Origin of the sequence: Thiosocius teredinicola, assembly GCF_002009425.1 — a bacterium.
Lineage (GTDB): Bacteria > Pseudomonadota > Gammaproteobacteria > Chromatiales > Chromatiaceae > Thiosocius > Thiosocius teredinicola.
Map to the genome: position 1 here is coordinate 788,491 of NZ_CP019936.1, position 22,705 is coordinate 811,195.

General features: G+C 61.1%; 19 protein-coding genes. 13 read left to right on the forward strand and 6 right to left on the reverse strand.

The window, feature by feature from the left end; translation table 11 throughout:
- Positions 1-97 precede the first annotated feature (97 nt).
- From ilvD to B1781_RS03710, 3 genes are all read left to right on the forward strand, one after another.
- Positions 98-1,951 (forward strand): dihydroxy-acid dehydratase, encoded by a 1,854-nt coding sequence (gene ilvD, locus B1781_RS03700; protein ID WP_078121914.1) that lies wholly within the window; start codon positions 98-100, stop codon positions 1,949-1,951.
- Positions 1,952-2,434: 483 nt separating this feature from the next.
- On the forward strand, positions 2,435-2,881 hold the full coding sequence (locus tag B1781_RS03705; protein ID WP_078118371.1) for a c-type cytochrome: 447 nt from the start codon (positions 2,435-2,437) through the stop codon (positions 2,879-2,881).
- 52 nt (positions 2,882-2,933) lie between these two features.
- Positions 2,934-4,202 carry an FAD-dependent oxidoreductase gene (locus B1781_RS03710; RefSeq protein WP_078118372.1) on the forward strand — a complete coding sequence of 423 codons (1,269 nt, stop codon included), beginning with the start codon at positions 2,934-2,936 and terminating at the stop codon, positions 4,200-4,202.
- Between the two features lie 56 nt (positions 4,203-4,258).
- Here the strand turns inward: B1781_RS03710 and B1781_RS03715 are convergent, their stop codons facing one another.
- The 5 genes from B1781_RS03715 to B1781_RS03735 all read right to left on the reverse strand — a co-directional run bounded on the left by B1781_RS03715 (position 4,259) and on the right by B1781_RS03735 (position 8,985).
- A complete protein-coding gene (locus tag B1781_RS03715) occupies positions 4,259-4,924 on the reverse strand; it encodes a TIGR04211 family SH3 domain-containing protein (protein WP_334223872.1) in 666 nt (221 codons plus the stop codon).
- Positions 4,925-4,949: 25 nt separating this feature from the next.
- Positions 4,950-6,002 (reverse strand): ABC transporter ATP-binding protein, encoded by a 1,053-nt coding sequence (locus B1781_RS03720; protein ID WP_078118374.1) that lies wholly within the window; start codon positions 6,000-6,002, stop codon positions 4,950-4,952.
- Between the two features lie 38 nt (positions 6,003-6,040).
- On the reverse strand, positions 6,041-6,955 hold the full coding sequence (gene argF / locus B1781_RS03725; RefSeq protein ID WP_078118375.1) for an ornithine carbamoyltransferase: 915 nt from the start codon (positions 6,953-6,955) through the stop codon (positions 6,041-6,043).
- 30 nt (positions 6,956-6,985) lie between these two features.
- On the reverse strand, positions 6,986-8,149 hold the full coding sequence (locus B1781_RS03730) for an aspartate aminotransferase family protein (RefSeq protein WP_125931857.1): 1,164 nt from the start codon (positions 8,147-8,149) through the stop codon (positions 6,986-6,988).
- 254 nt (positions 8,150-8,403) lie between these two features.
- Positions 8,404-8,985 carry a superoxide dismutase gene (locus B1781_RS03735; protein WP_078118377.1) on the reverse strand — a complete coding sequence of 194 codons (582 nt, stop codon included), beginning with the start codon at positions 8,983-8,985 and terminating at the stop codon, positions 8,404-8,406.
- Positions 8,986-9,298: 313 nt separating this feature from the next.
- Between B1781_RS03735 and B1781_RS03740 the strand changes: the two genes are divergently transcribed.
- The 3 genes from B1781_RS03740 to grxD all read left to right on the forward strand — a co-directional run bounded on the left by B1781_RS03740 (position 9,299) and on the right by grxD (position 13,113).
- Entirely contained in the window at positions 9,299-10,849 is a 1,551-nt protein-coding gene (locus B1781_RS03740; RefSeq protein ID WP_078118378.1) for a hydantoinase B/oxoprolinase family protein, read from the forward strand.
- A 1-nt stretch (position 10,850) separates the two neighbouring features.
- Entirely contained in the window at positions 10,851-12,635 is a 1,785-nt protein-coding gene (locus B1781_RS03745; protein WP_078118379.1) for an N-acetylglutaminylglutamine amidotransferase, read from the forward strand.
- A 136-nt stretch (positions 12,636-12,771) separates the two neighbouring features.
- Positions 12,772-13,113: a Grx4 family monothiol glutaredoxin gene (grxD, locus tag B1781_RS03750; protein ID WP_078118380.1), complete on the forward strand. Its 342-nt coding sequence runs from the start codon at positions 12,772-12,774 to the stop codon at positions 13,111-13,113.
- Between the two features lie 86 nt (positions 13,114-13,199).
- Here grxD and rnt read toward each other — a convergent pair whose 3' ends face one another.
- The gene (rnt, locus tag B1781_RS03755) at positions 13,200-13,850 is read right to left on the reverse strand and encodes a ribonuclease T (protein ID WP_334223873.1); all 651 of its coding nucleotides are present in this window, start codon (positions 13,848-13,850) and stop codon (positions 13,200-13,202) included.
- A 17-nt stretch (positions 13,851-13,867) separates the two neighbouring features.
- Here rnt and B1781_RS03760 point away from each other — a divergent pair, with 17 nt between their 5' ends.
- From B1781_RS03760 to aceF, 7 genes are all read left to right on the forward strand, one after another.
- Entirely contained in the window at positions 13,868-14,752 is an 885-nt protein-coding gene (locus B1781_RS03760) for a TraB/GumN family protein (RefSeq protein WP_078118381.1), read from the forward strand.
- 126 nt (positions 14,753-14,878) lie between these two features.
- Positions 14,879-15,598: an MlaA family lipoprotein gene (locus B1781_RS03765; RefSeq protein ID WP_078121916.1), complete on the forward strand. Its 720-nt coding sequence runs from the start codon at positions 14,879-14,881 to the stop codon at positions 15,596-15,598.
- Between the two features lie 245 nt (positions 15,599-15,843).
- Entirely contained in the window at positions 15,844-16,266 is a 423-nt protein-coding gene (locus B1781_RS03770) for a sulfur globule family protein (protein WP_078118382.1), read from the forward strand.
- Between the two features lie 153 nt (positions 16,267-16,419).
- Complete coding sequence (locus B1781_RS23100; RefSeq protein WP_164513242.1) at positions 16,420-17,265, forward strand: sulfur globule family protein; 846 nt, start codon at positions 16,420-16,422, stop codon at positions 17,263-17,265.
- 138 nt (positions 17,266-17,403) lie between these two features.
- Positions 17,404-17,823 (forward strand): YqaA family protein, encoded by a 420-nt coding sequence (locus B1781_RS03780; RefSeq protein ID WP_408646338.1) that lies wholly within the window; start codon positions 17,404-17,406, stop codon positions 17,821-17,823.
- Between the two features lie 315 nt (positions 17,824-18,138).
- Positions 18,139-20,796, forward strand: a complete 2,658-nt coding sequence (aceE, locus tag B1781_RS03785) for a pyruvate dehydrogenase (acetyl-transferring), homodimeric type (protein WP_078118384.1) — start codon at positions 18,139-18,141, stop codon at positions 20,794-20,796.
- Between the two features lie 45 nt (positions 20,797-20,841).
- Positions 20,842-22,536 carry a dihydrolipoyllysine-residue acetyltransferase gene (aceF, locus tag B1781_RS03790; protein WP_078118385.1) on the forward strand — a complete coding sequence of 565 codons (1,695 nt, stop codon included), beginning with the start codon at positions 20,842-20,844 and terminating at the stop codon, positions 22,534-22,536.
- The last annotated feature ends 169 nt before the right edge of the window (positions 22,537-22,705 follow it).

The following is a 22,705-nucleotide window of genomic DNA, read 5'->3' on the forward strand; positions in this document are numbered from 1 at the left end:
GACGTCCGTATGAAATACCTTGTGGCACGTGGTTCCGTCGTCGACCCGGAACAGTGATAATGCGTGATTGAACGACGAAAACAGTCCGGAGATTTCGATGCCCCAGTATCGCTCACGCACGACCACCCACGGCCGCAACATGGCGGGTGCCCGCGCCTTGTGGCGCGCCACCGGGATGAAGGATGGCGATTTCGACAAGCCGATCATTGCGATCGCCAACTCCTTCACCCAGTTCGTGCCCGGCCATGTCCACCTTAAAGACCTCGGCCAACTGGTGGCGCGCGAGATCGAAAAGGCGGGTGGTGTGGCCAAGGAGTTCAACACCATCGCGGTCGACGACGGCATCGCCATGGGTCACGGCGGCATGCTGTACTCGCTGCCGTCGCGCGACCTGATCGCCGACAGTGTCGAGTACATGGTGAACGCGCACTGCGCCGATGCCCTGGTGTGTATCTCCAATTGCGACAAGATCACCCCCGGGATGCTCAACGCGGCGCTGCGCCTGAATATCCCGACGGTGTTCGTTTCCGGTGGCCCGATGGAAGCCGGTAAGGTCAGTCTGGCCAACAAGGGCGAACTCAAGCTCGACCTGGTCGACGCTATGGTGTCGGCGGCCGATCCGAACGAGACCGACGATAACGTCGCGTCGATCGAGCGTTCGGCCTGTCCGACCTGCGGTTCGTGCTCGGGCATGTTCACCGCCAACTCGATGAACTGCCTGACCGAGGCCCTGGGGCTGTCGTTGCCGGGCAATGGCTCGCTGCTGGCGACCCACGCCGAGCGAAAAAACTTGTTCCTCGAGGCCGGTCGCCTGGTGGTCGAGATCGCACGGCGCTACTACGAACAGGACGACGCCAGCGTGCTGCCACGCAATATCGCCACCTTCGATGCCTTTGAAAATGCGATCGCCCTGGATATCGCCATGGGTGGCTCGACCAACACGGTGCTGCACCTGCTGGCGGCGGCACATGAGGGCGGCGTCGATTTCACGATGGCCGACATCGATCGCATGAGCCGCAAGGTGCCGAACCTGTGCAAGGTGGCACCGGCCACGCAGCAGTACCACATGGAAGACGTGCACCGCGCCGGTGGCGTGATCGGCATCCTGGCGGAACTCGACCGTGGTGGCCTGATCCACCGCGAGTGCCACACGGTGCACAGTGCGTCGATGGGCGCGGCGATCGACGGATGGGACGTGATTCGTGGTGAAGAAGAACAGGCGCGCGTGCGCTACCTTGCCGGCCCCGGCGGCATTCCCACGCAGGTCGCCTTCAGCCAGGACAGTCAATGGCCCGACCTGGATCTCGATCGTGAAGGTGGGTGCATCCGCGATATCGCGCACGCCTATTCGAAAGACGGCGGACTCGCGGTGCTATATGGCAACCTCGCTGCGCAGGGCTGTATCGTCAAGACCGCTGGGGTGGACGAATCGATCTTGAAATTCTCCGGTCCGGCGCGAATCTTTGAAAGCCAGGACGCAGCCGTCGAAGGCATCCTGAACGACAAGATCGTCGCCGGCGACGTGGTATTGATCCGGTACGAAGGACCAAAGGGCGGCCCGGGTATGCAGGAGATGCTGTATCCGACCAGCTATCTCAAGTCGAAAGGCCTGGGCAAGGCCTGCGCGTTGATCACCGACGGGCGCTTCAGCGGTGGCACGTCCGGTTTGTCGATCGGTCATTGTTCACCCGAAGCCGCCGAGGGTGGCAACATCGGCTTGGTCGAAGAGGGTGACTTGATCGAGATCGATATCCCGAATCGTACGATCGACGTTGCAGTCGACGATGCGGTGCTCGACCAACGTCGTCAGGCCATGCAGGCGCGTGGCGACAAGGCGTGGCAACCGGTCGATCGCGATCGTTACGTATCGCAGGCGCTGCGTGCCTATGCGGCACTGACTACGTCGGCGGCGCGCGGTGCGGTTCGCGATCTCTCACAGCTCGAAAAGTAACACCCGCAAGCGCATAGCTTGCTAGAGCAAAGCCGGCGCCTGTACAGGTGCTGGCTTTTTTGTGCGCCTTAAGATTCGCTTAAGAATTCACGACCCGCATTACTCAATCAGCCTTGTTGCGACGATGAGCGCATGGGTTTTCCGCTTCTTGTCACGTCTACATGTCCGACCCGCCGACAAGGCGCTGTTCTCGACTACGTCCATTTTTCAGTATCCGGTCACAAAGTGAGTGCTGATGCTCGATGGTGCGGATTAAACCCGGTTCGGCCGTCGTTTCAATAACGCACGACGTTCCATGCAAGTCAGTGCCCGAGTGAATGTTGGTATGACCGGCACTCGTATGCATTGCTCAATTGGCGGAGGCTTTCGCACCGAAAGCACCCGTCAGGTTCGCGTGTTGCACGCTGAAACGTGCACAACCAATACGGCCGTGTCACGACGGACGACTCAGTGACAGGGTCTGACAAAAAAGGAACAGGAGCTATGACGACAAACTTTTTGAAGGCCATGTGTTTGGGCTTTGTCGCAGCGGGGGTCTGTCAAACGGCATGGTCTGAAGACGCAACGATCAATCGACTGCTTGCCTCGCAATGTGCCCAGTGTCACGGGTCCAACGGCAGGGCGGTCGGCGACATGGATAGTCTCGCCGGAGAGAGTGCCGACGAGATCTATGAAGAGCTGATGGAGATGCGTTCGGAAGACACGCCGGAAGACATCATGGAGCACCAGGCTATGGGTTATACGGAGGATCAGATCCGCCGTATAGCCGCGTACTACGGGTCGATAGGGGGCGGCAGTTCGGGTTCAGGTTCGGGTGGCAGTGGTTCCGGCGATCATGAATCGGATGAAGACGAACATGAACGTTCGCGCGACTCCGGCAAGGAATACGAGCGCGAACGGCGCAAGAGACGTGATCGGGACGACGACTGATGCGTTGTTCAACGACTACGACCCTTGATCACCTTTTGCGGAGAACATATCCATGACTTTCAATCGTAGACAGTTTCTGAAAACACTCGGTGCGGCGAGCGCGGCAATGACGCTGCCGACGACTGTGAAGGCCGCGGCGACGCCCCGCGTTGTCGTGCTCGGCGGTGGTTTTGCCGGCGCATCCGTCGCCAAGTATCTGCGTGCGTGGAGCGACAAGACCATCGAGGTGGTGATGGTTGATCCGAACGCGGCACACACCTCCTGCGTACTGAGCAACCTGGTACTCAACAACCGTATTTCACTCAACGAGCTGACGATTTCGTACTCCAGCTTGTCGTCGTTCTACGGTGTCAACGTCATGCGCGATCGCGCGGCGGAGATTGACGGCACCGGGAAGCGTGTCCGTCTGAACGATGCAGGCTGGATCGACTACGATCACCTTGTGATCGCGACCGGCATCGACTTTGTCGACATCCCGGGCCTCGACTTCAATCTGACGCCACATGCCTGGGTTGCCGGTCCGCAAACCCAGTTGCTGGCATCGCAGGTCAGTTCACTTGGGCCGAGTTCGACCTTCATCATGACGATACCGCCGTCGCCCTATCGGTGCCCTCCAGGGCCCTACGAGCGCGCCTGCGTGGTGGCCGACATACTCAAGCGCAAGGGCTACAACAACGGCGACGCACGTGTTGTCGTGCTCGATGCCAATCCGTCGATCCAGGCAGAACGGCACACCTTCGAGCAGGTGTATAGCCAGCTGTACCGCAACATCATCGACTATGTTCCCAATGCCACGCTGAACGCCGTCGATTCGCAACAGCGCATTGTCGATACCAGCGCAGGCGAGTATCGGGGCGACGTCGTCAATGTGATCGCGCCGCAACAGGCGATGGGTTTCGTGCGTGAATCCGGGCTTACCGGAAGCGGGCTCTGGGCAGGCGTCGATCCGCTGAGCTATGCATCGACGCAATCCGGTTTCGATGGGGTCCATATCATCGGTGATACCCAGGCGACCGGTCAGCCGAAGTCTGCGCATATGGCCAATTCGCAGGCCAAGGTGTGTGCCGATGCCATCATCAGGATCATCAACGGCATTTCGGTGACCGCCCCCGAGCGTGTCGCAAATATCACGACCAACTCGGCCTGCTATAGCCCGGTCAGTTACGATCAGGCGTCGTGGCTAACTGCCAATTTCTCGTACGATGAAACGAGTCGCCAGATGATGCTGAAGCATCTTGGTGAGGCGGAACGATGGAGCAAGGACAACTATGAGGAGATGTTCGCCTGGGCGAGCAATCTCTTCACCGACTCCTTCCATTGATAAGGTAGGCAGGCAGACTGCGCAAGGCGTGCGCAGTCTGCTTTATAGCGAGAAGGTTACAGCGAACCCCAGGAGCTCTTGCGGCGACGTACGCGCAGGTGAGGCAGGATCAGCCCGAGCAGTATGCCGCCGACGACGACACCGCCACCGATCAGGAACCAGTTCTGCGCGGTCTTGTTCTCGAGTTCGCGGTTCTGCTGTTTGATGTCTTCGACCTCGCGTGTCAGCGAGGCGACTTGTTTGCGCAGTTCATTGCGTTCGTTGGCAATCCGTACGGCGTTGCTCGAGGTGCGCTGCAGCGCAGTGAATTCCTGGTCGACCTGCGTCTTGGAGCCTTTGAGTTCTTCGTACTGCTTGGTCAGCGTCTGCAATTGCTCAGTCGCCGTAGCCAGTCGGCTGCTCAGCTCGCCCGGCGCGGCCTTCAGCGCCTTTACTTCGTTTTCGAGTGACACGAGTCGATCGCGTGCTACCGGCTGATTCACCAGCTGGCGTGTCAGTACGAAACCTTCGGCGCCGGCCTGCGTGCGCACCTTGCTGTAGCCACTGCCGCTGTTGGTCGACAGTACCGTCACGGCTTCGCCGGTCGGCAACATCTTGAGGATGCGATGCGTCGGGCTTTCGCCGCTGCGCAGCGTGATTTTCAGTTCGTCGGTCACGTAGGCGGTCTTGGCGAACGCCGTTGTGCTGCAGAGTATGAAGATGAGCGTAACGAGTTTTTTCACTGAGTCGATTCCGTACGGCGGAGCATTAGGGCCTGTTCCCGGCCGGGAAGCAGATTAAGTGTTCGGCGTTCAGGCGGACGCGAACTGTATCACCCATATGATGATCATTATGGCTCGGAAACAGCGATAGTAGGCGCGTTCCGGTGGGTAATTCCAGTGTATAGAGGATTTCAGCCCCCTTGAACGCCTTGTCTTTGACCACGGCTTCGATATCGCCGTTGTTGTCCGGTACCAGGTCGTCCGGCCGTATCAGCACTTCGACCTGGTTGCCGATGTGCTCGGTGCAGGAGCGATTGCCGCGCAACTCGCCCAGTTCGGTATCGAAGGTTTCAGGTGTCTTGACCGTGCCGGCAATGAAGCGGCCCTGACCGATGAAATCGGCGACGAAGCGATGGTTCGGCTCGTGGTACAGGTTGAACGGCGTATCCCACTGCAGGATCGTACCATCGCGCATCACACCGACCTTGTCCGACATCGCGAACGCCTCATGCTGGTCGTGGGTGACCAGGATACCGCTGATGCCCTCCGACTTGAGGATGTCGCGTACCTCCATGCTCAGGCGTTCGCGCAATTCGACGTCGAGATTGGAGAACGGTTCGTCCATCAGTAGCAGGGTCGGGCGGGGCGCCAGTGCGCGCGCCAGTGCGACGCGTTGTTGCTGCCCGCCCGAGAGCTCATGGGGGTAGCGTTGCCCCATACCTTGCAGGCCGGTGGCATCGAGCAGATGTTCGACCTGCACGCGGCGATCGACGGCCGGCTTTTTGCGCAGACCGAACGCGATGTTGTCGGCGATGGTCAGGTGGGGGAACAGGGCATAGTCCTGAAACACCATGCCGATCGAGCGTTTCTCCGGCGGTACGGTCATCTCGGGTGAAGAGACGATTCTCTTCGCGATCAGAATCTGGCCGCTGCTGATCGGCTCGAAGCCGGCGATCGCCCGCAGTGCGGTGGTCTTGCCGCAGCCACTCGGGCCGAGCAGGCTGACGATCTCGCCACGGTTGACGTGAAACGACAGGTCGTTGACGACTGTCTCGTCGCCATATCCGGCACTGATTTGTTCGACCTTGAGTAACGGCATCTGCTCGGGTTCGGCGATGTTCAGAGCCGTAGAGTTTATCAAGTGAGCAGGAACTCAAGCAGCGCTTTCTGCGCATGCATACGGTTCTCTGCCTCGTCCCAGACAACGCTGTCCGGTGCGTCGATCACGTTTTCGGAGACCTCTTTGCCACGATAGGCCGGCAGGCAATGTAGAAACAGTGCGTCCGGTGCGGCCAGACTCATCATTGCCTTGTCGACCATGTAGCCGGCGAAGGCTCTTTCGCGAGCGGCCTTTTCCTCTTCCTGGCCCATGCTGATCCAGGTGTCGGTAACCACCAGGTCGGTACCGCTGACCGCCTCACGCGGGTCGCGCAGGATCTCGCATCGATCGCCACCGGTGCGCAGCACCTCGGGATCGGGGTCGAAGCCTTCCGGGCAGGCGATGCGCAGCTTGAAATCGAACTGCACGGCTGCGCCGATATACGAGTGACACATATTGTTGCCATCGCCGACCCAGGTCACTGTCTTGCCGGTGATGTCGCCGCGATGCTCGCTGAAGGTCTGCATGTCGGCCAGCAGTTGGCAGGGGTGGCACAGATCGGTCAGGCCGTTGATCACCGGCACCTTCGAATGCGCAGCAAAGGCCTCGACACTGGCATGCTCGAAGGTGCGGATCATGACGCAATCGACCATGCGCGACAGCACGCGCGCGGTGTCTTCAATCGGCTCGCCACGTCCGAGTTGGGTATCGCGCGGTGACAGAAACATTGCTGAACCACCGAGCTGTGCCATACCGGCCTCGAACGACACGCGGGTACGCGTCGAGCTCTTTTCGAAGATCATCGCGAGCATCTTGTTGTGCAGCGGCGTATGCGATTTGCCGGCGCGGTGCATCTGCTTGAGTTCGCTGGCGCGCGCGATCAGCGCGCGCAGCTCAGTCGAACTCAGATCCATCATCGTCAAAAAATGGCGGGGTGCAGGGGAAGTACTCATGACAATAAACCTCGCGCCGTGGCGGGGCGATCAGTGATCCGAGAGGAAGGCTTGAACCAGTGAGCCGAGTGTCGAGATCAGTTGGTCGGCCTGCTTGTCGCTCATGATCAGCGGCGGTAACAGGCGGATGACCGAGTCGGCCGTGACATTGATCAGCAGGCCGGCGCTCAATGCCCGCGCGACGAGTTCGCCGCAGGGGCGGTCGAGCTGCACGCCGATCATCAGACCTTTACCGCGGACCTCGATGACACCGGGGAGATCTGCCAGCGCAGCGCGCAGGCCGTTCTGGATGTACTCACCGAGACTGGCGGCGCGTTCCCAGAGCTTGTCCTGGCTGAGCGCGTGGCACACCGTCAGTGCAGCCGCACAGGCCAGGGGGTTGCCACCGAAAGTGGAGCCGTGATTGCCGGGACCGAAAAGAGCGGCTGCGTCGCCGTGCGCCAGGCAGGCGCCGATCGGCACGCCGTTGCCCAATGCCTTGGCGACCGTCATCACGTCCGGCTTGAAATCGTAGTGCTGGTAGGCGAAGGGTTTGCCGGTACGCGCCATGCCGGTCTGAATCTCATCGAGGATCATCAGCCAGCCCTTGGTGGTGCACAGCGTCCTGACGCCGGGCAGAAAATCGTCGGGCGGGACATTGATGCCGCCTTCGCCCTGGATCGGCTCGACCATGACGGCAACCACATCGGGTTGGTTATCGGCCACGGCCTGCAACGCTGCGAGGTCTCCGTACGGTATGCGCACGAAACCCTGGACCAGCGGTTCGAATCCAGCCTGCACCTTGCGGTTGCCGGTGGCAGTCAGCGTCGCCAGGGTACGACCGTGGAAGCTGCTCTCCATTACCACGATAGTCGGCGATTTCACGCCTTTGCGATTGCCGTGCAGACGCGCCAGCTTGATCGCGGCCTCGTTGGCTTCGGCACCGGAATTGCCGAAGAACACGCGATCCATGCCGGCCAGTTCGGTCAGCGCATTTCCCAGCGCCTCTTGTGCCGCGATGCCGTAGACATTGGAGGTATGGATCAGCGTGGCTGCCTGTTCGCAGATAGCCTTGGTGACATCCGGGTGGGCATGGCCGAGGTTGGTCACTGAGATGCCGCACAATGCATCCAGGTATTCCTTGCCGTCGGTGTCCCACACGCGCGCACCTTCACCACGTGAGAACGTCACGGGCAGGCGATTGTAGGTGCTCATCAAGTGCGTCATGGGGATGTAGGCCCGCCTTCAGGGAGAAGGAGCGGTCGTCTGTAGAACGTAGCTCGGTCGTCGGAATCCGCGCTTCTCCAAAAAAACAAAAAGGCAGCCCCGGTCGCGGGGACCACCTTCGCCATTGATGCCGCTCTGGCAGCAAAGGCGGAACCCTACCAGCACTTTTTATTACTGGCAAGACTGCCGACAGGAACAAAAAACCCGGCCGAGGCCGGGTTTCGCGGAGCTTGAGAAGTTGCTCAGCCGCCGAAGTTCGAGGCGACAAAGTCCCAGTTCACCAGCTTCCAGATCTCTTCGAGATACTTCGGACGCGCGTTGCGGTAGTCGATGTAGTAGGCGTGCTCCCATACATCGACCGTCAGCAGGGCGGTTTTGCCGTCGGTCATCGGGGTGGCTGCATTCGAGGTATTGACGATCTCGACGCTGCCGTCTGAATTCTTGACCAGCCAGGTCCAGCCCGAGCCGAAGTTGGTCGCGGCCGACTTGCTGAACGCCTCTTTGAACGCATCGAAAGAGCCGAACGCGCTGTTGATCGCATCGGCCAGCGCACCGCTCGGCTCGCCGCCGCCGGTCGGGCTCAGACAGTTCCAGTAGAAGGTGTGGTTCCACACCTGCGCAGCGTTGTTGAACACGCCGCCCGACGACTTCATGATGATGTCTTCGAGGGTCATGTTTTCGAACTCGGTACCCGGGATCAGGTTATTCAGGTTCGTCACATAGGTGTTGTGGTGTTTGCCGTAGTGATACTCGAGGGTTTCTTTCGAGATCGTCGGCTCGAGGCCATCCATCGGATAGGGCAGGGCGGGAAGTTCGTGCGCCATTATTTAACTCCTTGGTCGTCATTAATGCGGAACCGGGTCCCGCGCTCGTTTGACCAGGATTCTAGGGACTGCACGTCGACACTTTCAACCGTATCGTGCGCGAGGAAGTCCGAATTTTTGCAGGTTGCGCGATCGCTGCTATTGCCACTGTGGTCTTCGCGACAGATGTCAACGGATGATGACGCGCGGCACTTCGTGCGGCTTACTGTTTGATATCTCAGCAATAGCCTTTGGCAACCCGGCGGCTGCATCGGGTGTAATACGAGGCGGAAATGACGCAAATGCAACAGCGGAACGGTGACTATCCGACAATATGAATCCGGCTGAACTCAATATCTTTTCCAGCCGTCTCAACGCCGTGTGTGAGGAGATGGGCCTGGTTCTGCGTAATTCGGCGTTCTCGCCGAATATCCGCGATCGCCTCGATTTCTCGTGCGCCGTGTTCGATTCACAGGGTGAGCTGTGCGCGCAGGCCGCGCATATCCCGGTGCATCTCGGCAGCATGGCCTATGCGATGCGCGACATCGTTGCCGGCATCGATTGGCGTGCGGGCGATCAGGTCATGCTCAACGATCCTTTTCTGGGCGGCACGCACCTGCCGGACGTCACGGTGATTGCGCCGGTGTTCTGCGACGAGCGGTTGATCGCCTTCGTCGTCAATCGTGCGCACCACGCCGATATCGGGGCGGCCTCGCCGGGTTCGATGCCGATTTCTTCGAGGCTCGACGAGGAAGGCGTGGTCATCGAGCCCGTGCACCTGCTGCGCGATGACGTCTTCGTCGGCGATGTGCTCGACCGCGTCACCCAACAGACACGCAACCGGGCCGAATCGCGCGGCGACTTCAGCGCCCAGGTGGCGGCCAATCGCGCCGGGGCACGGCGGCTGCAGGGCTTGATCAGCGGCTACGGCAGCGCTGCGTTTGTCGCCGGTATCCAGGCGCTGAATGACTATGCAGAACGCCTGGCACGCGCCTCGCTGGCCGAGATCCCGGCCGGGCGCTACAGCTTCACCGACTTTCTCGACGACGATGGTCAGGGCAACCGGGATATCCCGATCAAGGTCACGCTGATCGTCAGCGGGGCCGGCATTGTTGCCGATTTTGATGGTACGGCCGCCCAGGTCGACGGCAACGTGAACTGTCCCCTGGCCGTGGCCGCGGCGGCCGTCTACTACGTCTTCCGCTGCCTGATGCCGGCGCAGATGCCGGCCTGTGCAGGGGCGTTTCGACCGATTTCTTTGAGTGCTCCCGGGGGCTGCCTGCTGAATGCCCGCAAACCGGCCGCGGTCGCCGCGGGCAACGTCGAGACCAGCACGCGTGTGGTCGACGTGGTGCTCGGTGCGTTGGCCGAGGCGTTGCCCGAACGCATACCGGCAGCCAGTCATGGCAGCATGAACAACCTCGCGATGGGCAGTGCCACACCAGGCGCAGCGTGGGATTATTACGAGACCATCGGCGGTGGCATGGGGGCCGGGCCGGCCGGTGGCGGCCTCAGTGGCGTGCAGACGCATATGACCAACACCCTGAACACACCGGTCGAGGTGCTCGAAAGCCGTTTCCCGTTGCGTGTCGAGCGCTACGCCCTGCGAGGCGCATCGGGCGGAGAAGGCCGTCGCCGAGGCGGCGACGGCCTGGTGCGCGAATACCGATTTCTGTCAGCGGCGCATTTCACTTTGCTTACCGAGCGTCGCGGACACGCGCCGTGGGGCGTGCAAGACGGCGGCGCCGGCATGGTCGGCCGAAACCTGTTGAATGGTGAGCTGCTGCCCTCCAAATGCGAGGGCAACCTCGCTGCAGGCGACCGCCTGCGTATCGAGACCCCCGGCGGCGGTGGCTGCGGAAGTCCTTTGAACGAGAAATCCTGACATGTGTGGTATCTGTGGTGAATTGCGCTTCGATGCGCAAGCGGTCGAGTCCGGGCTGATCGAAAGAATGCTACCGGCGCTTGAAAGGCGTGGCCCGGACGACGCCGGAGTATGGCGGCAGGGTCGTGTTGCGTTTGGCCATCGCCGGCTGTCGATCATCGACCTGTCAGCGCGTTCGCATCAGCCGATGGTCGACGATGAATTGAGCCTGGTGTTCAACGGCGCGATCTACAACTACCGCGAACTGCGCAGCGAGCTGCAGGCCAAAGGTCACACCTTCGCTTCGGGCGGTGACACCGAGGTGATCCTCAAGGCCTACCGCGAGTGGGGTAACGATTGCCCGCGCTATCTGCACGGCATGTTCGCCTTTGCGATCTGGGACGAGCGCAAGCAACGGCTGTTCGCCGCGCGCGACCGCTTCGGCATCAAGCCTTTCTACTATGCCGTAGACGATAAACGCCTGCGCTTCGCGTCGAACACCCAGGCGCTGCTCGCCGGCGGCGGTATCGATACCGCGATCGATCCAGTCGGGCTGCATTTTCAATACACCCTGCATGCGGTGATCCCGGCACCGCACACGATCCTGCGCGGCATCCGCAAGCTCGAACCCGCCCATTCGCTTGTCGTAGAGGCCGACGGCCGACAGCAACTGCAGCGCTATTGGGAACTCGATGCCACGCGTCTGCCCGAGGCGCGCAGTGAACAGGAGTGGGTCGACGCGACCCACGAGGCACTGATGGCAGCCGTGCGCAAGCGCAACGACGTGGCCGACGTGCCGGTCGGCGTATTGTTGTCGGGCGGCCTGGATTCGAGCCTGCTGGTGGCGCTGTTGGCTGAGATCGGCGTCGAGGGATTCCACACCTTCTCGGTCGGCTTCGAAGACCAACCGGAAGAGAAGGGCAGCGAATTCGAGTATTCCGACCAAGTGGTCGAACGCTACCAGCCAATCCACCACAAGTTTCTGGTGCCCAACGAGCAGGTGCTCGAACGCCTGCCCGAAGCGGTCGATGCGATGGCCGAGCCGATGTTCGGCCAGGATGCCGTGGCCTTCTATCTGTTATCCGAACAGGTCTCGCAGCACATCAAGGTCGTGCAGTCAGGGCAGGGGGCGGATGAGGTATTCGGCGGTTATTTCTGGTATCCGCGCATGCTTGCCGAGACCGAAGGGTCCCGCCTTGATCGCTTTCGCAAACACTATTTCGATCGTGACCACGACGAGTTTCTGAATATGGTGACACCGCCCTACCGTGGCGACGACCATACCGGCGCGTATATCGGCAAGCGCCTGGATGACGGCCTGTCGGGCGACTTTCTCGATGCCGTGTTGAAACTGGATGTGACGACCCTGATTGTCGATGACCCGGTCAAGCGGGTCGACAACATGACCATGGCCTGGGGGCTGGAGGCGCGTGTGCCGTTTCTCGATCACCACCTGGTCGAGGTCGCGGCGCGTTGCCCGGTCGACCTCAAGCTCAAATCGGACGGCAAACACCTACTCAAGCGCATCGCGCGCGGCATCGTGCCCGATGCGGTAATCGACCGGCCCAAGGGCTATTTCCCGATGCCGGCGCTGAAGTATGTGCGCGGTGAGTTTCTGGATTTCATGCGCGACATCCTCGATTCCCAGGCCTGCCGGCAGCGCGGCCTGTTCGATCGCGGGTATGTCGAGCGCCTGCTGGCCGCCCCAGAGATGCACCACACGCGCATCATGGGCAGCAAGCTGTGGCATCTGGCGCTGCTGGAGTTCTGGCTGCAACGCAACGTGGACAACGCGCCCTCGGTATAGGCCACCGGTTGGTCGGAACGGCCGTAGTGGGCGTGGGGAATCTTCGATCAAGGGCCTGTTACACTGTCCAGCACTTGAAAAACGAGCGTTCGGCCATAATTTGGCGGGATCGGCGCAAATCAATCGAGGTGGTGAGATGGACGTATTGGAACGAATCAAAGGCCAGGTAGAAGACAACCCGATCATTATCTACATGAAGGGTACGCCGCAGTTCCCCCAGTGCGGCTTTTCATCGCGCGCAGCTGCGGCATTGCAGGATTGCGGCGAGAAATTCGCCTACGTCAACGTGCTGGCAGATCCTGAGATCTTCGAGAATCTGCCGCGGTTTGCCGATTGGCCGACCTTTCCGCAGGTGTATATCGATGGTGAACTGATCGGCGGCTGCGATATCACGCTGGAGATGCACGCCAGTGGCGACCTGAAGAAAGCGGTGGGCGAAGCAGCCAAGAAGTGGCCGGCGGAAGAATCGGGCAGTTGACCGGATAGGCTCCACCAACGCAGCTAAAAGGCGGCTTCGAGCCGCCTTTTTTGTTTTGTAAGGGCGTGTCCGCCAAGTAGGGTCGGCTAGCCGCCGGCCACCTGCATCCACGGATGTTCGCTGAATGCCGATTGCCAACGGTTGACGATCCCGCAGAACAGTTCGGCGGTTTTCATCGTGTCGTAGATTGCCGAGTGCGCCTCGTCGGCGTCCCAGTCGAGGCCGGCTGCGATGGCCGCGCGAGCCAGCACCGTCTGCCCATAGGCCAGTCCGCCGAGGGTCACCGTGTCGAAGGTGCTGAACGGGTGAAACGGGTTGTGCTTGTGCCGGGTGCGCTCCACGGCCGCGTTGATGAATCCCAGGTCGAAGAATGCGTTGTGCCCGACCAGGATGGCCCGCTTGCAGGCACTCGCCTTGACCGCGGCACGGATCGGCGCGAACACGTGGTCGAGGGCGGCTTTCTCGACCTTGGCATCGCGAAAAGGGTGATCGGGATCGATGCCGTTGAAGGCCAGCGCCTTGGGGTCGAGGTTGGCGCCTTCGAACGGCTGCACATGGCAGTCCACCGACTCGGCCGGTAACAGGTTGCCGTCGCCGTCCATGTCGATGATCACTGCAGCGATCTCCAACAGGGCGTCGGTCTGGGCGTTGAAGCCTGCGGTCTCGACGTCGACAACGACGGGAAGATAGCCACGGAAGCGTTGGCTGATGGCGGTGTTGTAAGCTCTGTTTTCCACATTTGGCAGGATACCCAATGCGACGACTGATAGCGATTTACCCTCATGGATGGCGATGGATCGGACTGGTACTGGTACTGGTACTGGTTTGGGGCGACGTCGCGGCACAATCACGCGGCCTGATCTTCGAGGTCAGCCGCGAAGGCGCGCCGACGAGCTACCTGGTCGGCACCATGCACTCCGAGGACGAACGGATTCTCGCCCTGGTGCCCAGAATCTCGACAGCGATCGAGAAAGTCGACGTCGTCGCACTCGAGTTGATCCCCGACGGGCTGCCGATGCTGGCCGCCGGTTTGACGTTGTTTCTGCCCCCCGACCAGAGTCTGCGGGAGATCGTGGGCGATTGTCGGTTTCGGCGGCTCGCCACTATGGGCGAGGACATCGGGGTGGCTCCCGAGTACCTCGATCGTCTCAAACCCTGGGCAGCGGCGATGACCTTGTGGATGCCGCCGCAGGAATCCGGCGTGGTGCTGGATATGAAGATCTACCTGGAGGCGCTACGACTCGAACGCGAGGTTTTCGGCATCGAAACGATTTTTGAACAGATGGCCCTGTTCGGCGGCATGTCGCGGGAAATGGAGTTGTCTCTTCTGGATAACCTGATTCAGAACGCCGATTTGGTGCCGAAACAGCTCGAAGAGATGACCAAGGCCTATCTGGACGGTGGATTGGCCGGTCTGGACGCGGTTGCCCGCGAACAGACCCATGAGATGCCGCCCGAGGTCGAGGCCTGGTTTGAAGACGATCTGCTGGCCAAGCGCAACATTCGCATGCTTGAGCGCGTGCAGGAGATGCTGCAGCAGCGGCCCATGATGATCGCCGTGGGCGCCTTGCACCTGAGCGGGGAAACCGGCCTGGTCAAGGGTTTACAGCGTCTCGGCTACCGGGTCGAGCCCTGGTGAAGTGAGTGAGGTTTCACACGCGCGGTCGGTATCGGCTGTCGCAGTGGCGAACCGAATGCCTATAATGCACCGGTCGGTTGAGGGGAGTCTCGTAAATCCGACGTGCTGGAAACAAAGGAAAACAATATGAATAACGCTACCTGGTTGTACAAGGTGGGATTGGCCCTGCTGCTTGGGATGACGCTGGGCCTTGGTGGATGTGCGAGTGGTGTCGATCGCGATCCGCGGGACCCGTTGGAGTCCTACAACCGTGCCATGTACAGTTTCAACGAGTCCGTCGACAATGCGGTGCTCAAGCCGCTGGCGCGTGGCTACAACTACATCACGCCGGCCCCGGTCAACAAGGGTGTCACCAATTTCTTCAACAACCTGGCGGACGTGCGGTCGGCGATCAACAACCTGCTGCAGTTCAAGATCGGGCGCGCCTTCAGTGACGTCGGGCGGGTCGCGGTCAACAGTACGATCGGCATCCTTGGCCTGATCGACGTTGCCAGCAACATGGATCTGCCGCGTTACAACGAGGACTTCGGCCAGACGCTGGGCGTCTGGGGTCTCGACTCGGGGCCGTATGTCGTGCTGCCGTTCTTCGGCCCGAGCAGCGCGCGCGACGGCGTGGGCGTGGTCGTCGACTGGTTCACCGACCCGGTGACCTACGTCGAAGACGACGCGGTTCGCTGGAGTCTGCGTGGGCTCAACGTCGTGGATAAGCGCGCCGATCTGCTCAACGCCAGTCGCGTGCTCGACGAGGCGGCGCTCGATCCCTATGCGTTCGTGCGTGATGCCTACCTGCAACGGCGCCAGGATCAGGTATACGACGGCAACCCACCGCCGGAAGTCTACGAATAGCCCGCGATCCGTCGCGTACAGCTACCGTCAAAGCCCCCTTTTCAGGGGGCTTTTTTCGTTGCGCGTGGGCCAAGTTGACGCGGATCAACCAACTGCAATCGAAGGGTTATTTCGTACCCGCCGGGGCCATTTAGTAATTGACAGTTTAAGTAAATACTAAAATACTTGCGCTCAGGGTCGCACAGGGGACGTACGACCCAGCAGTACAAACACAATTCCGACGATTTCCACAATTGGAGAACGCTATGAAACTCTTGAAAGTGGCTGCCACCGCAGCTTTGATCGCTGCTTCAGCCTCGGCTTCGGCATGGTGGGGTGGTCCTTGGGGCGGCGGCCCGTGGGGCGGCAATGGTTACAACAACGGTTACAACAATGGCTGGGGTGACGGCACCGGTTGGGGCAACACCTCTGGCGATTTCCTCGGCGACGGCGCTGCAGCTGGTGATTTCAGCATGACCATGTCGGGTCGTGGCAACACCAACATGCGCGGCTACGGCAACGGTTATGGCTACGGCGACGGTTACGGCCGCGGCTACAACTACAACCAGCCTTACTACGGTGGTTACGGCTACGGCTACCCGTACGGCGGCTACGCACCTTACGGCGCACCGGTTGCACCGATGGCTCCGCCGGCTCCGGCTCCGGAAGCTCCGGCTCAAGCCCAGTAATCGTCTGGTCGGGACGCACGGAAGCATCGGCACACAAGGAAGTGTGCGACTCGGTCCGGATATCCCGCTGATCGCTCGGCGGGATATCCGGGAAGAAGTTGTATGGCTCCCGAATCCTTCTGACGCCAACATTCTCTTTTGGGGACCAATAACATGACCAAATTGACCAGAATTGCTTTGGCCGCAGCCATTGCGACCGCTTCTGCAAGTGCCTCTGCCTGGTGGGGTAACGGCTACAACAACAGCTATAACAATGGTTATGGCGCCGGCAATGGCTACACCAATGGCGTGCTCGACGGTGCTGGCGACGCTGCCGGTGAAGGCACCTTCAGCATGAACTTCTCGGGCCGCGGCCACACCAACATGCGCGGTTACGGCAATGGCTACGGTTACGGCGACGGCTATGGCCGTGGCTACAACTACAACGCGCCTTACTGGGCAGCGCCTTACGGTGCACCGGCCTATACCGCGCCGACGATGACCAAGGAACAGCAGGAAGCCATGGCCGAGCAGCAGGCGAAAGCCGTAGAAGCTCAGCGCAAGGCAGCCGAACAGTATGCTGCCAAGCAGGCCGAGGCCTTCAAGGCTGCGCAAGAAGCCCAGCGCAAGGCAGCTGAGCAGTACGCTGCTCAGGCTCCTCAGCAGATGCAGTTCCGCGCTCCCGAGATGCCGGAATTCGCGATGCCCGAGATGACCCGTCCGGAGCGCCCGGAAATGCCGAAGTTCGACATGCAGCGTCCTGAGCGTCCGCCGATGCCTGAGTTCGCTCGCGCTGAACGCCCGGAAATGACCGGCAACTGCTTCAAGCCGATGACTCGCCCGGTAGCTTTCGAAGCGCCCAAGGCACCTGAAATGTCGGCTGATATGAAGCAGCGTCTTGAGTCTATGAAGGCCAAGCAGGAAGAGCAGAAGGCTGCCATGCAGGCCAAGATGGAAGAAATGAAGAAGGCGATGGAAGAGCGACGCGCTCAGATGCAGCAGGGCTGCAAGCAGATCTAATCTGCACTTCGCTGGCATTCAGCAAATAGAAAACGCCCGGCATGGCCGGGCGTTTTTTTTTCGGCTCGCGTCTGCGACAGACAGGTGCGGGCGGAAGGGTAAACTGTTCGCGCGGGCTGTCCCGCTCATCTGTTCAACGTGCCTCCCTTGGACTGGACTCTCTTCTTCAGCGCCTTCCTCTCCGCCACGCTGCTACCCGGCAGTTCTGAGGCCTTGCTGCTGCTGCGCATCGAGCAGGGCGGCGGGGATCCCGCAGCCTTGGTCGTGGTTGCCGCCGTCGGCAATCTGCTCGGCAGCCTGTCGACCTATGCGATCGGTCGCGGCGGCAATCTGGTGTTGCAGCGCTGGTTGCGCATCGATGAGGGTGCGCTACGCCGCGCCGAGCGGTGGTTTCAACGGTGGGGTACGCCGACGCTGTTGCTCGCCTGGCTACCGGTCGTTGGTGATCCCTTGTGCCTGGCCGCCGGCCTGCTGCAAGTGCGCCTTTGGTTGTTCACCGTCATGGTCGCCATCGGCAAATTCGCGCGCTACGCGGTGCTGGCGTGGCTGGTCGTATGACGCCGGTCAGTCTGCATCGATAGCTGCGAACGACGCCGGCTGCCCGCCCATTGACGGTGCGCTTGCGGCCCGCGTGGGCTGGTCTATCGCACTGAAAAGTCGCAGAAAAATACCGAAACGACCTACATTTGTGCACATTTTTAGGACGATTGTCTATAGTCAGAAAAACGTTAAATTGCTGAAAAATAAAGATTATTGAAATTTGCATTGGCATGTTTGCAAACGATCTGCTTTACTTGCCCCCCATATTTGGCGTGCCGAACAGCTTTCTTTACCCGAACACGTCTCCGATCAACCCGTTGGAAGCGCAGCACTATGGCCGTGAAACCGGATCTGGACCCCCAGGAAACACAGGAATGGCTCGACGCACTTGAAGGTGTGCTCGAGAACGAGGGCCCGGACCGCGCCCACTTCCTGCTCGAAAAGCTGATCGACAAGGCGCGCCGCTCAGGCGCCTACCTGCCGTACAGCGCGAATACCGCGTATCTGAATACGATCCCCGTGACCCGCCAGGATGCCTATCCGGGTGATCAGTCGATCGAGCGGCGCATCAGCTCCTTCGTTCGCTGGAACGCGATGGCGATGGTGGTGCAGGCGAATCGCAAGGCGACCGAGCTTGGCGGCCACATCGCCAGTTTTGCGTCCAGCGCCACCTTGTTCGACGTCGGCTTCAACCACTTCTTCCGTGCGACCAACGAGAGCCAGGAAGGCGACCTGATCTTCTACCAGGGACACTCGGCGCCCGGCATCTATGCGCGCGCCTTCCTCGAGGGGCGGATCAGCGAAGAACAGCTCAATCTGTTCCGCCAGGAGGTCGATGGCGGCGGCCTGTCGTCGTATCCGCACCCCTGGCTGATGCCCAACTTCTGGCAGTTCCCGACGGTGTCGATGGGCCTGGGTCCGCTGATGGCGATCTATCAGGCTCGTTTCATGCGCTACCTGCACGACCGCGGTCTGCAGAATGCCGGTGACCGCAAGGTGTGGGCGTTCATGGGCGACGGTGAGATGGACGAGCCCGAATCGCTCGGCGCCATCTCGCTGGCTGCGCGCGAGCGTCTCGATAACCTGGTGTTCGTCGTCAACTGCAACCTGCAGCGTCTCGATGGCCCGGTGCGCGGCAACGGCAAGATCATCCAGGAACTCGAAGCGGTGTTCCGTGGTGCCGGTTGGAACGTGATCAAGGTGATCTGGGGTGGTTACTGGGATCCGCTCTTGGCGCGCGACAAGGACGGCCTGTTGCTCAAGCGCATGGAAGAGGCGGTCGACGGCGACTATCAGGCCTACAAAGCGCACGGCGGTGCCTACGTGCGCGAGCACTTCTTCGGCAAGTACCCCGAGTTGGCCGCGATGGTCGCCAACCTGACCGACGAGGATATTTGGCGCCTGAACCGTGGCGGTCACGATCCGATCAAGGTCCACGCGGCGTACGCAGCGGCGACCTCGCACCAGGGGCAGCCGACCGTCATCCTCGCCAAGACCGTCAAAGGGTACGGCATGGGCGAGGCCGGCGAGGGGCAGAACATCACCCACTCGCAGAAAAAGATGGGTGAAGAGGCGCTGCGTGCGTTCCGCGACCGCTTCAATATCCCGATCCCCGACGACCAGATCGGTCCAGCGCCGTACTTCAAGCCGCCGACCGATGGCCCTGAGATGGCCTATCTGCACGAGCGTCGCAACAAGCTCGGCGGCTACATCCCGAGTCGACGCGCCGAAGCCAAGCCGCTCAAGGTGCCTGCGCTGGATACCTTCAAAGCCTTGCTCGAAGGCAGCGGCGACCGCGAGATGTCGACCACGATGGCGTTCGTGCGCTTCCTGTCGAGCCTGACGCGCGACAAGGACATCGGTAAATTCGTTGTGCCGATCGTGCCGGACGAGGCACGCACCTTCGGTATGGAGGGCATGTTCCGTCAGCTTGGCATCTATTCGTCGGTCGGCCAGTTGTACAAGCCGGTCGATTCCGATCAGGTGATGTACTACCGCGAAGACAAGAAAGGCCAGATCCTGCAGGAAGGGATCAACGAGGCCGGCGCGATGTCGTCATGGATCGCGGCTGCCACGTCGTACAGCAACAACGGCGTCACGATGATTCCGTTCTACATCTATTACTCGATGTTCGGCTTCCAGCGTGTCGGCGATCTGGCCTGGGCGGCCGGCGACATGCAGGCGCGTGGCTTCCTGCTCGGCGGTACCGCCGGTCGGACGACCTTGGCGGGCGAAGGTCTGCAGCACCAGGATGGCCATAGTCATCTGCAGGCGGCGTTCATCCCGAACTGCCGCGCCTATGACCCCACGTTCGCCTACGAACTCGCAGTGATCCTGCACGACGGCATGAAGAAGATGTACGAGGAGCAGCACAACGTCTTCTATTACGTCACCGTCATGAACGAAAACTATGTGCAGCCGGAGATGCCGGACGATGTCGCCGACGGCATCATCAAGGGCATGTATCTGTACCGTCAGGGATCGCGCAAGAAGAAGCGTGTGCAGCTGATGGGGTCGGGCACGATCCTGCGTGAGGTCATCGCCGCTGCAGCCCTGCTCGAAGACGAGTGGAACGTCGCCGCCGACGTGTGGAGCGTGACCAGCTTCACCGAGCTGCAGCGTGACGCGATCGATGCAGAACGTTGGAACATGCTGCATCCGATGGACAAGCCGCGCGTGCCCTATGTCAGCCAGATGCTGGACGACAAGAAAGGCCCGGCGGTTGCGGCGACCGACTATATCCGCAGTTTCCCGGAGCAGATCCGACCGTACCTCGGCGACCGGCACTACCTGACGCTCGGTACCGATGGCTTCGGCCGGTCCGACCTTCGTTCGCAGCTGCGCAAGTTCTTCGAGGTCAATCGCCACTATGTCGTCGTGGCGGCCCTGAAGGCGCTCGCCGATGTCGGTGAGGTCGATACCAGCCTGGTCGCGCAGGCGATCAAGGCCTACAAGATCGACCCCGACAAGCCCAACCCCGCGACTGTCTGAGTGACAGCGAATAGCCAGCACAGACAGTGATACGGAGACAGTAACGTGGCACAGATAATCGATGTGTTGTTGCCCGATATCGGTGATTTTCACGACGTGGAGGTCATCGAGATCCTGGTCAAGCCGGGCGACACGGTAGAGGCCGAAGACTCCCTGCTGACCTTGGAGAGCGACAAGGCGAGCATGGATATACCGGCGCCGCAGGCCGGCGTGATCGCCGAAGTGAAGGTGGCGGTCGGCGATAAGATTAACCAGGGCGACCTGATCGTTACCCTCGAGGCCGGCGACGGCGCATCGGCGGACGCGGCGGCTGCCGACACCCAGGCAGCCGAGCCGCAGGCCGAAGAGTCGCCAGCGCCGACCACCGCGCCGGCCCCAGCTGCGACAACCGAACCGGCGGTTGCAGCCGACGCGCCGAGTGGCGAACCCGAGGTGCGCGACGTGCCCTTGCCGCACATCGGCGATTTTCACGACGTGGAGATCATCGAGATCCTGGTCAGCGAAGGCGATACGGTCGAGGCCGAACAGTCGTTGATGACGTTGGAGAGCGACAAGGCGACCATGGAGATCCCGGCGCCGTTCGCCGGCACGATCAAGTCGATCGCAGTCAAGATCGGCGACAAGGTCAACGAAGGCGATCTGCTAGGTACGATGGAAACGTTGGGCGGCGGCGCTGCACCGGCAGCGGCACCGAGTGCGCCGAGTGAACCGCCGGTGCAGACGTCGGCGGCAGCAGAGGCCCCGGCGGAACCGGCCAGGGCGCCCGGCGAGAAAGAGCCATTGCGCCGCCCGGTGATCGCACGCCCGTCCGATGCGCCACGCAAGAATCCGCATGCCAGCCCGGGCGTACGCCGCTTCGCCCGCGAACTGGGTGTCGATCTGCACTATGTCGACGGCAGCGGGCCAAAGGGTCGCGTGATCAAGGACGACGTGCAGAACTTCGTCAAGCGCGCATTGGCCGAAGGCTCGCCGACGGCGGCTGCATCGGCAGGTGGGGGTGGCGTGCAGCTACCGAGCATTCCGGCGGTGGACTTCTCCAAGTTCGGTGAGATCGAAGAAAAGCCTCTGGGTCGGATCAAAAAACTCAGTGGCGCACATCTGCATCGTGCCTGGCTGAACGTGCCGCACGTTACCCAGTTCGACGAGGCGGACATCACCGAGCTCGAAGCGTTTCGCAAATCGCAGAAAGATGCCGCGGCCAAGGCCGACGTCAAGCTCACCTTCATGCCGTTCCTGATGAAGGCGGTGTGCAAGGCACTCGAGGCCTATCCGCAGTTCAACAGTTCGCTGTCGCCCGATGGCGAGGCGTTGATCATGAAGAAGTACGTGCACATCGGCGTGGCGGTCGACACCCCCAACGGCCTGGTCGTGCCGGTGATCCGCGACGTCGACAAGAAGGGCATCTTCGACCTCGCCGCCGACCTGGGCACGGTCAGCGGCAAGGCGCGCGAGGGCAAGCTTGCACCGGGTGATATGCAGGGCGGCTGCCTGTCGATCTCGAGCCTCGGCGGTATCGGCGGCACGCAGTTCACGCCGATCGTGAATGCGCCGGAGGTTGCGATTCTCGGTGTTTCGCGTGCCGAGATGAAACCCAAGTGGGACGGTTCAACCTTTGAACCACGACTGATGATGCCGTTCAGCCTGTCGTACGATCACCGCGTGATCGACGGCGCTGAAGGGGTGCGTTTCACGACCTATCTGGGTGAGCTGTTGGGCGACATCCGGCGTCTGCTGCTTTAGTGTCGGCTAATGTTCGGCACGCAATGCACAGCATTGACATCGTTGCCGTGCACACTGGCTGAAATGCTGCGTTAATGCCTGCCGTCAAACGAGATCTCGAGTATGTGCTGTACTACGAAGGTCCATAATTGCGTCGGGTCGCGCAGAGATTTGGGATAGAGGAACTTTT

Coding starts and splice junctions, on each gene's coding strand:
- ilvD (WP_078121914.1), top strand. CDS start 98: ATGCCCCAGTATCGCTCACGCACGACCACCCACGGCCGCAACATGGCG.
- B1781_RS03705 (WP_078118371.1), top strand. CDS start 2,435: ATGACGACAAACTTTTTGAAGGCCATGTGTTTGGGCTTTGTCGCAGCG.
- B1781_RS03710 (WP_078118372.1), top strand. CDS start 2,934: ATGACTTTCAATCGTAGACAGTTTCTGAAAACACTCGGTGCGGCGAGC.
- B1781_RS03720 (WP_078118374.1), bottom strand. CDS start 6,002: ATGCCGTTACTCAAGGTCGAACAAATCAGTGCCGGATATGGCGACGAG.
- argF (WP_078118375.1), bottom strand. CDS start 6,955: ATGAGTACTTCCCCTGCACCCCGCCATTTTTTGACGATGATGGATCTG.
- B1781_RS03730 (WP_125931857.1), bottom strand. CDS start 8,149: ATGAGCACCTACAATCGCCTGCCCGTGACGTTCTCACGTGGTGAAGGT.
- B1781_RS03735 (WP_078118377.1), bottom strand. CDS start 8,985: ATGGCGCACGAACTTCCCGCCCTGCCCTATCCGATGGATGGCCTCGAG.
- B1781_RS03740 (WP_078118378.1), top strand. CDS start 9,299: ATGAATCCGGCTGAACTCAATATCTTTTCCAGCCGTCTCAACGCCGTG.
- B1781_RS03745 (WP_078118379.1), top strand. CDS start 10,851: ATGTGTGGTATCTGTGGTGAATTGCGCTTCGATGCGCAAGCGGTCGAG.
- grxD (WP_078118380.1), top strand. CDS start 12,772: ATGGACGTATTGGAACGAATCAAAGGCCAGGTAGAAGACAACCCGATC.
- B1781_RS03760 (WP_078118381.1), top strand. CDS start 13,868: ATGCGACGACTGATAGCGATTTACCCTCATGGATGGCGATGGATCGGA.
- B1781_RS03765 (WP_078121916.1), top strand. CDS start 14,879: ATGAATAACGCTACCTGGTTGTACAAGGTGGGATTGGCCCTGCTGCTT.
- B1781_RS03770 (WP_078118382.1), top strand. CDS start 15,844: ATGAAACTCTTGAAAGTGGCTGCCACCGCAGCTTTGATCGCTGCTTCA.
- B1781_RS23100 (WP_164513242.1), top strand. CDS start 16,420: ATGACCAAATTGACCAGAATTGCTTTGGCCGCAGCCATTGCGACCGCT.
- aceE (WP_078118384.1), top strand. CDS start 18,139: ATGGCCGTGAAACCGGATCTGGACCCCCAGGAAACACAGGAATGGCTC.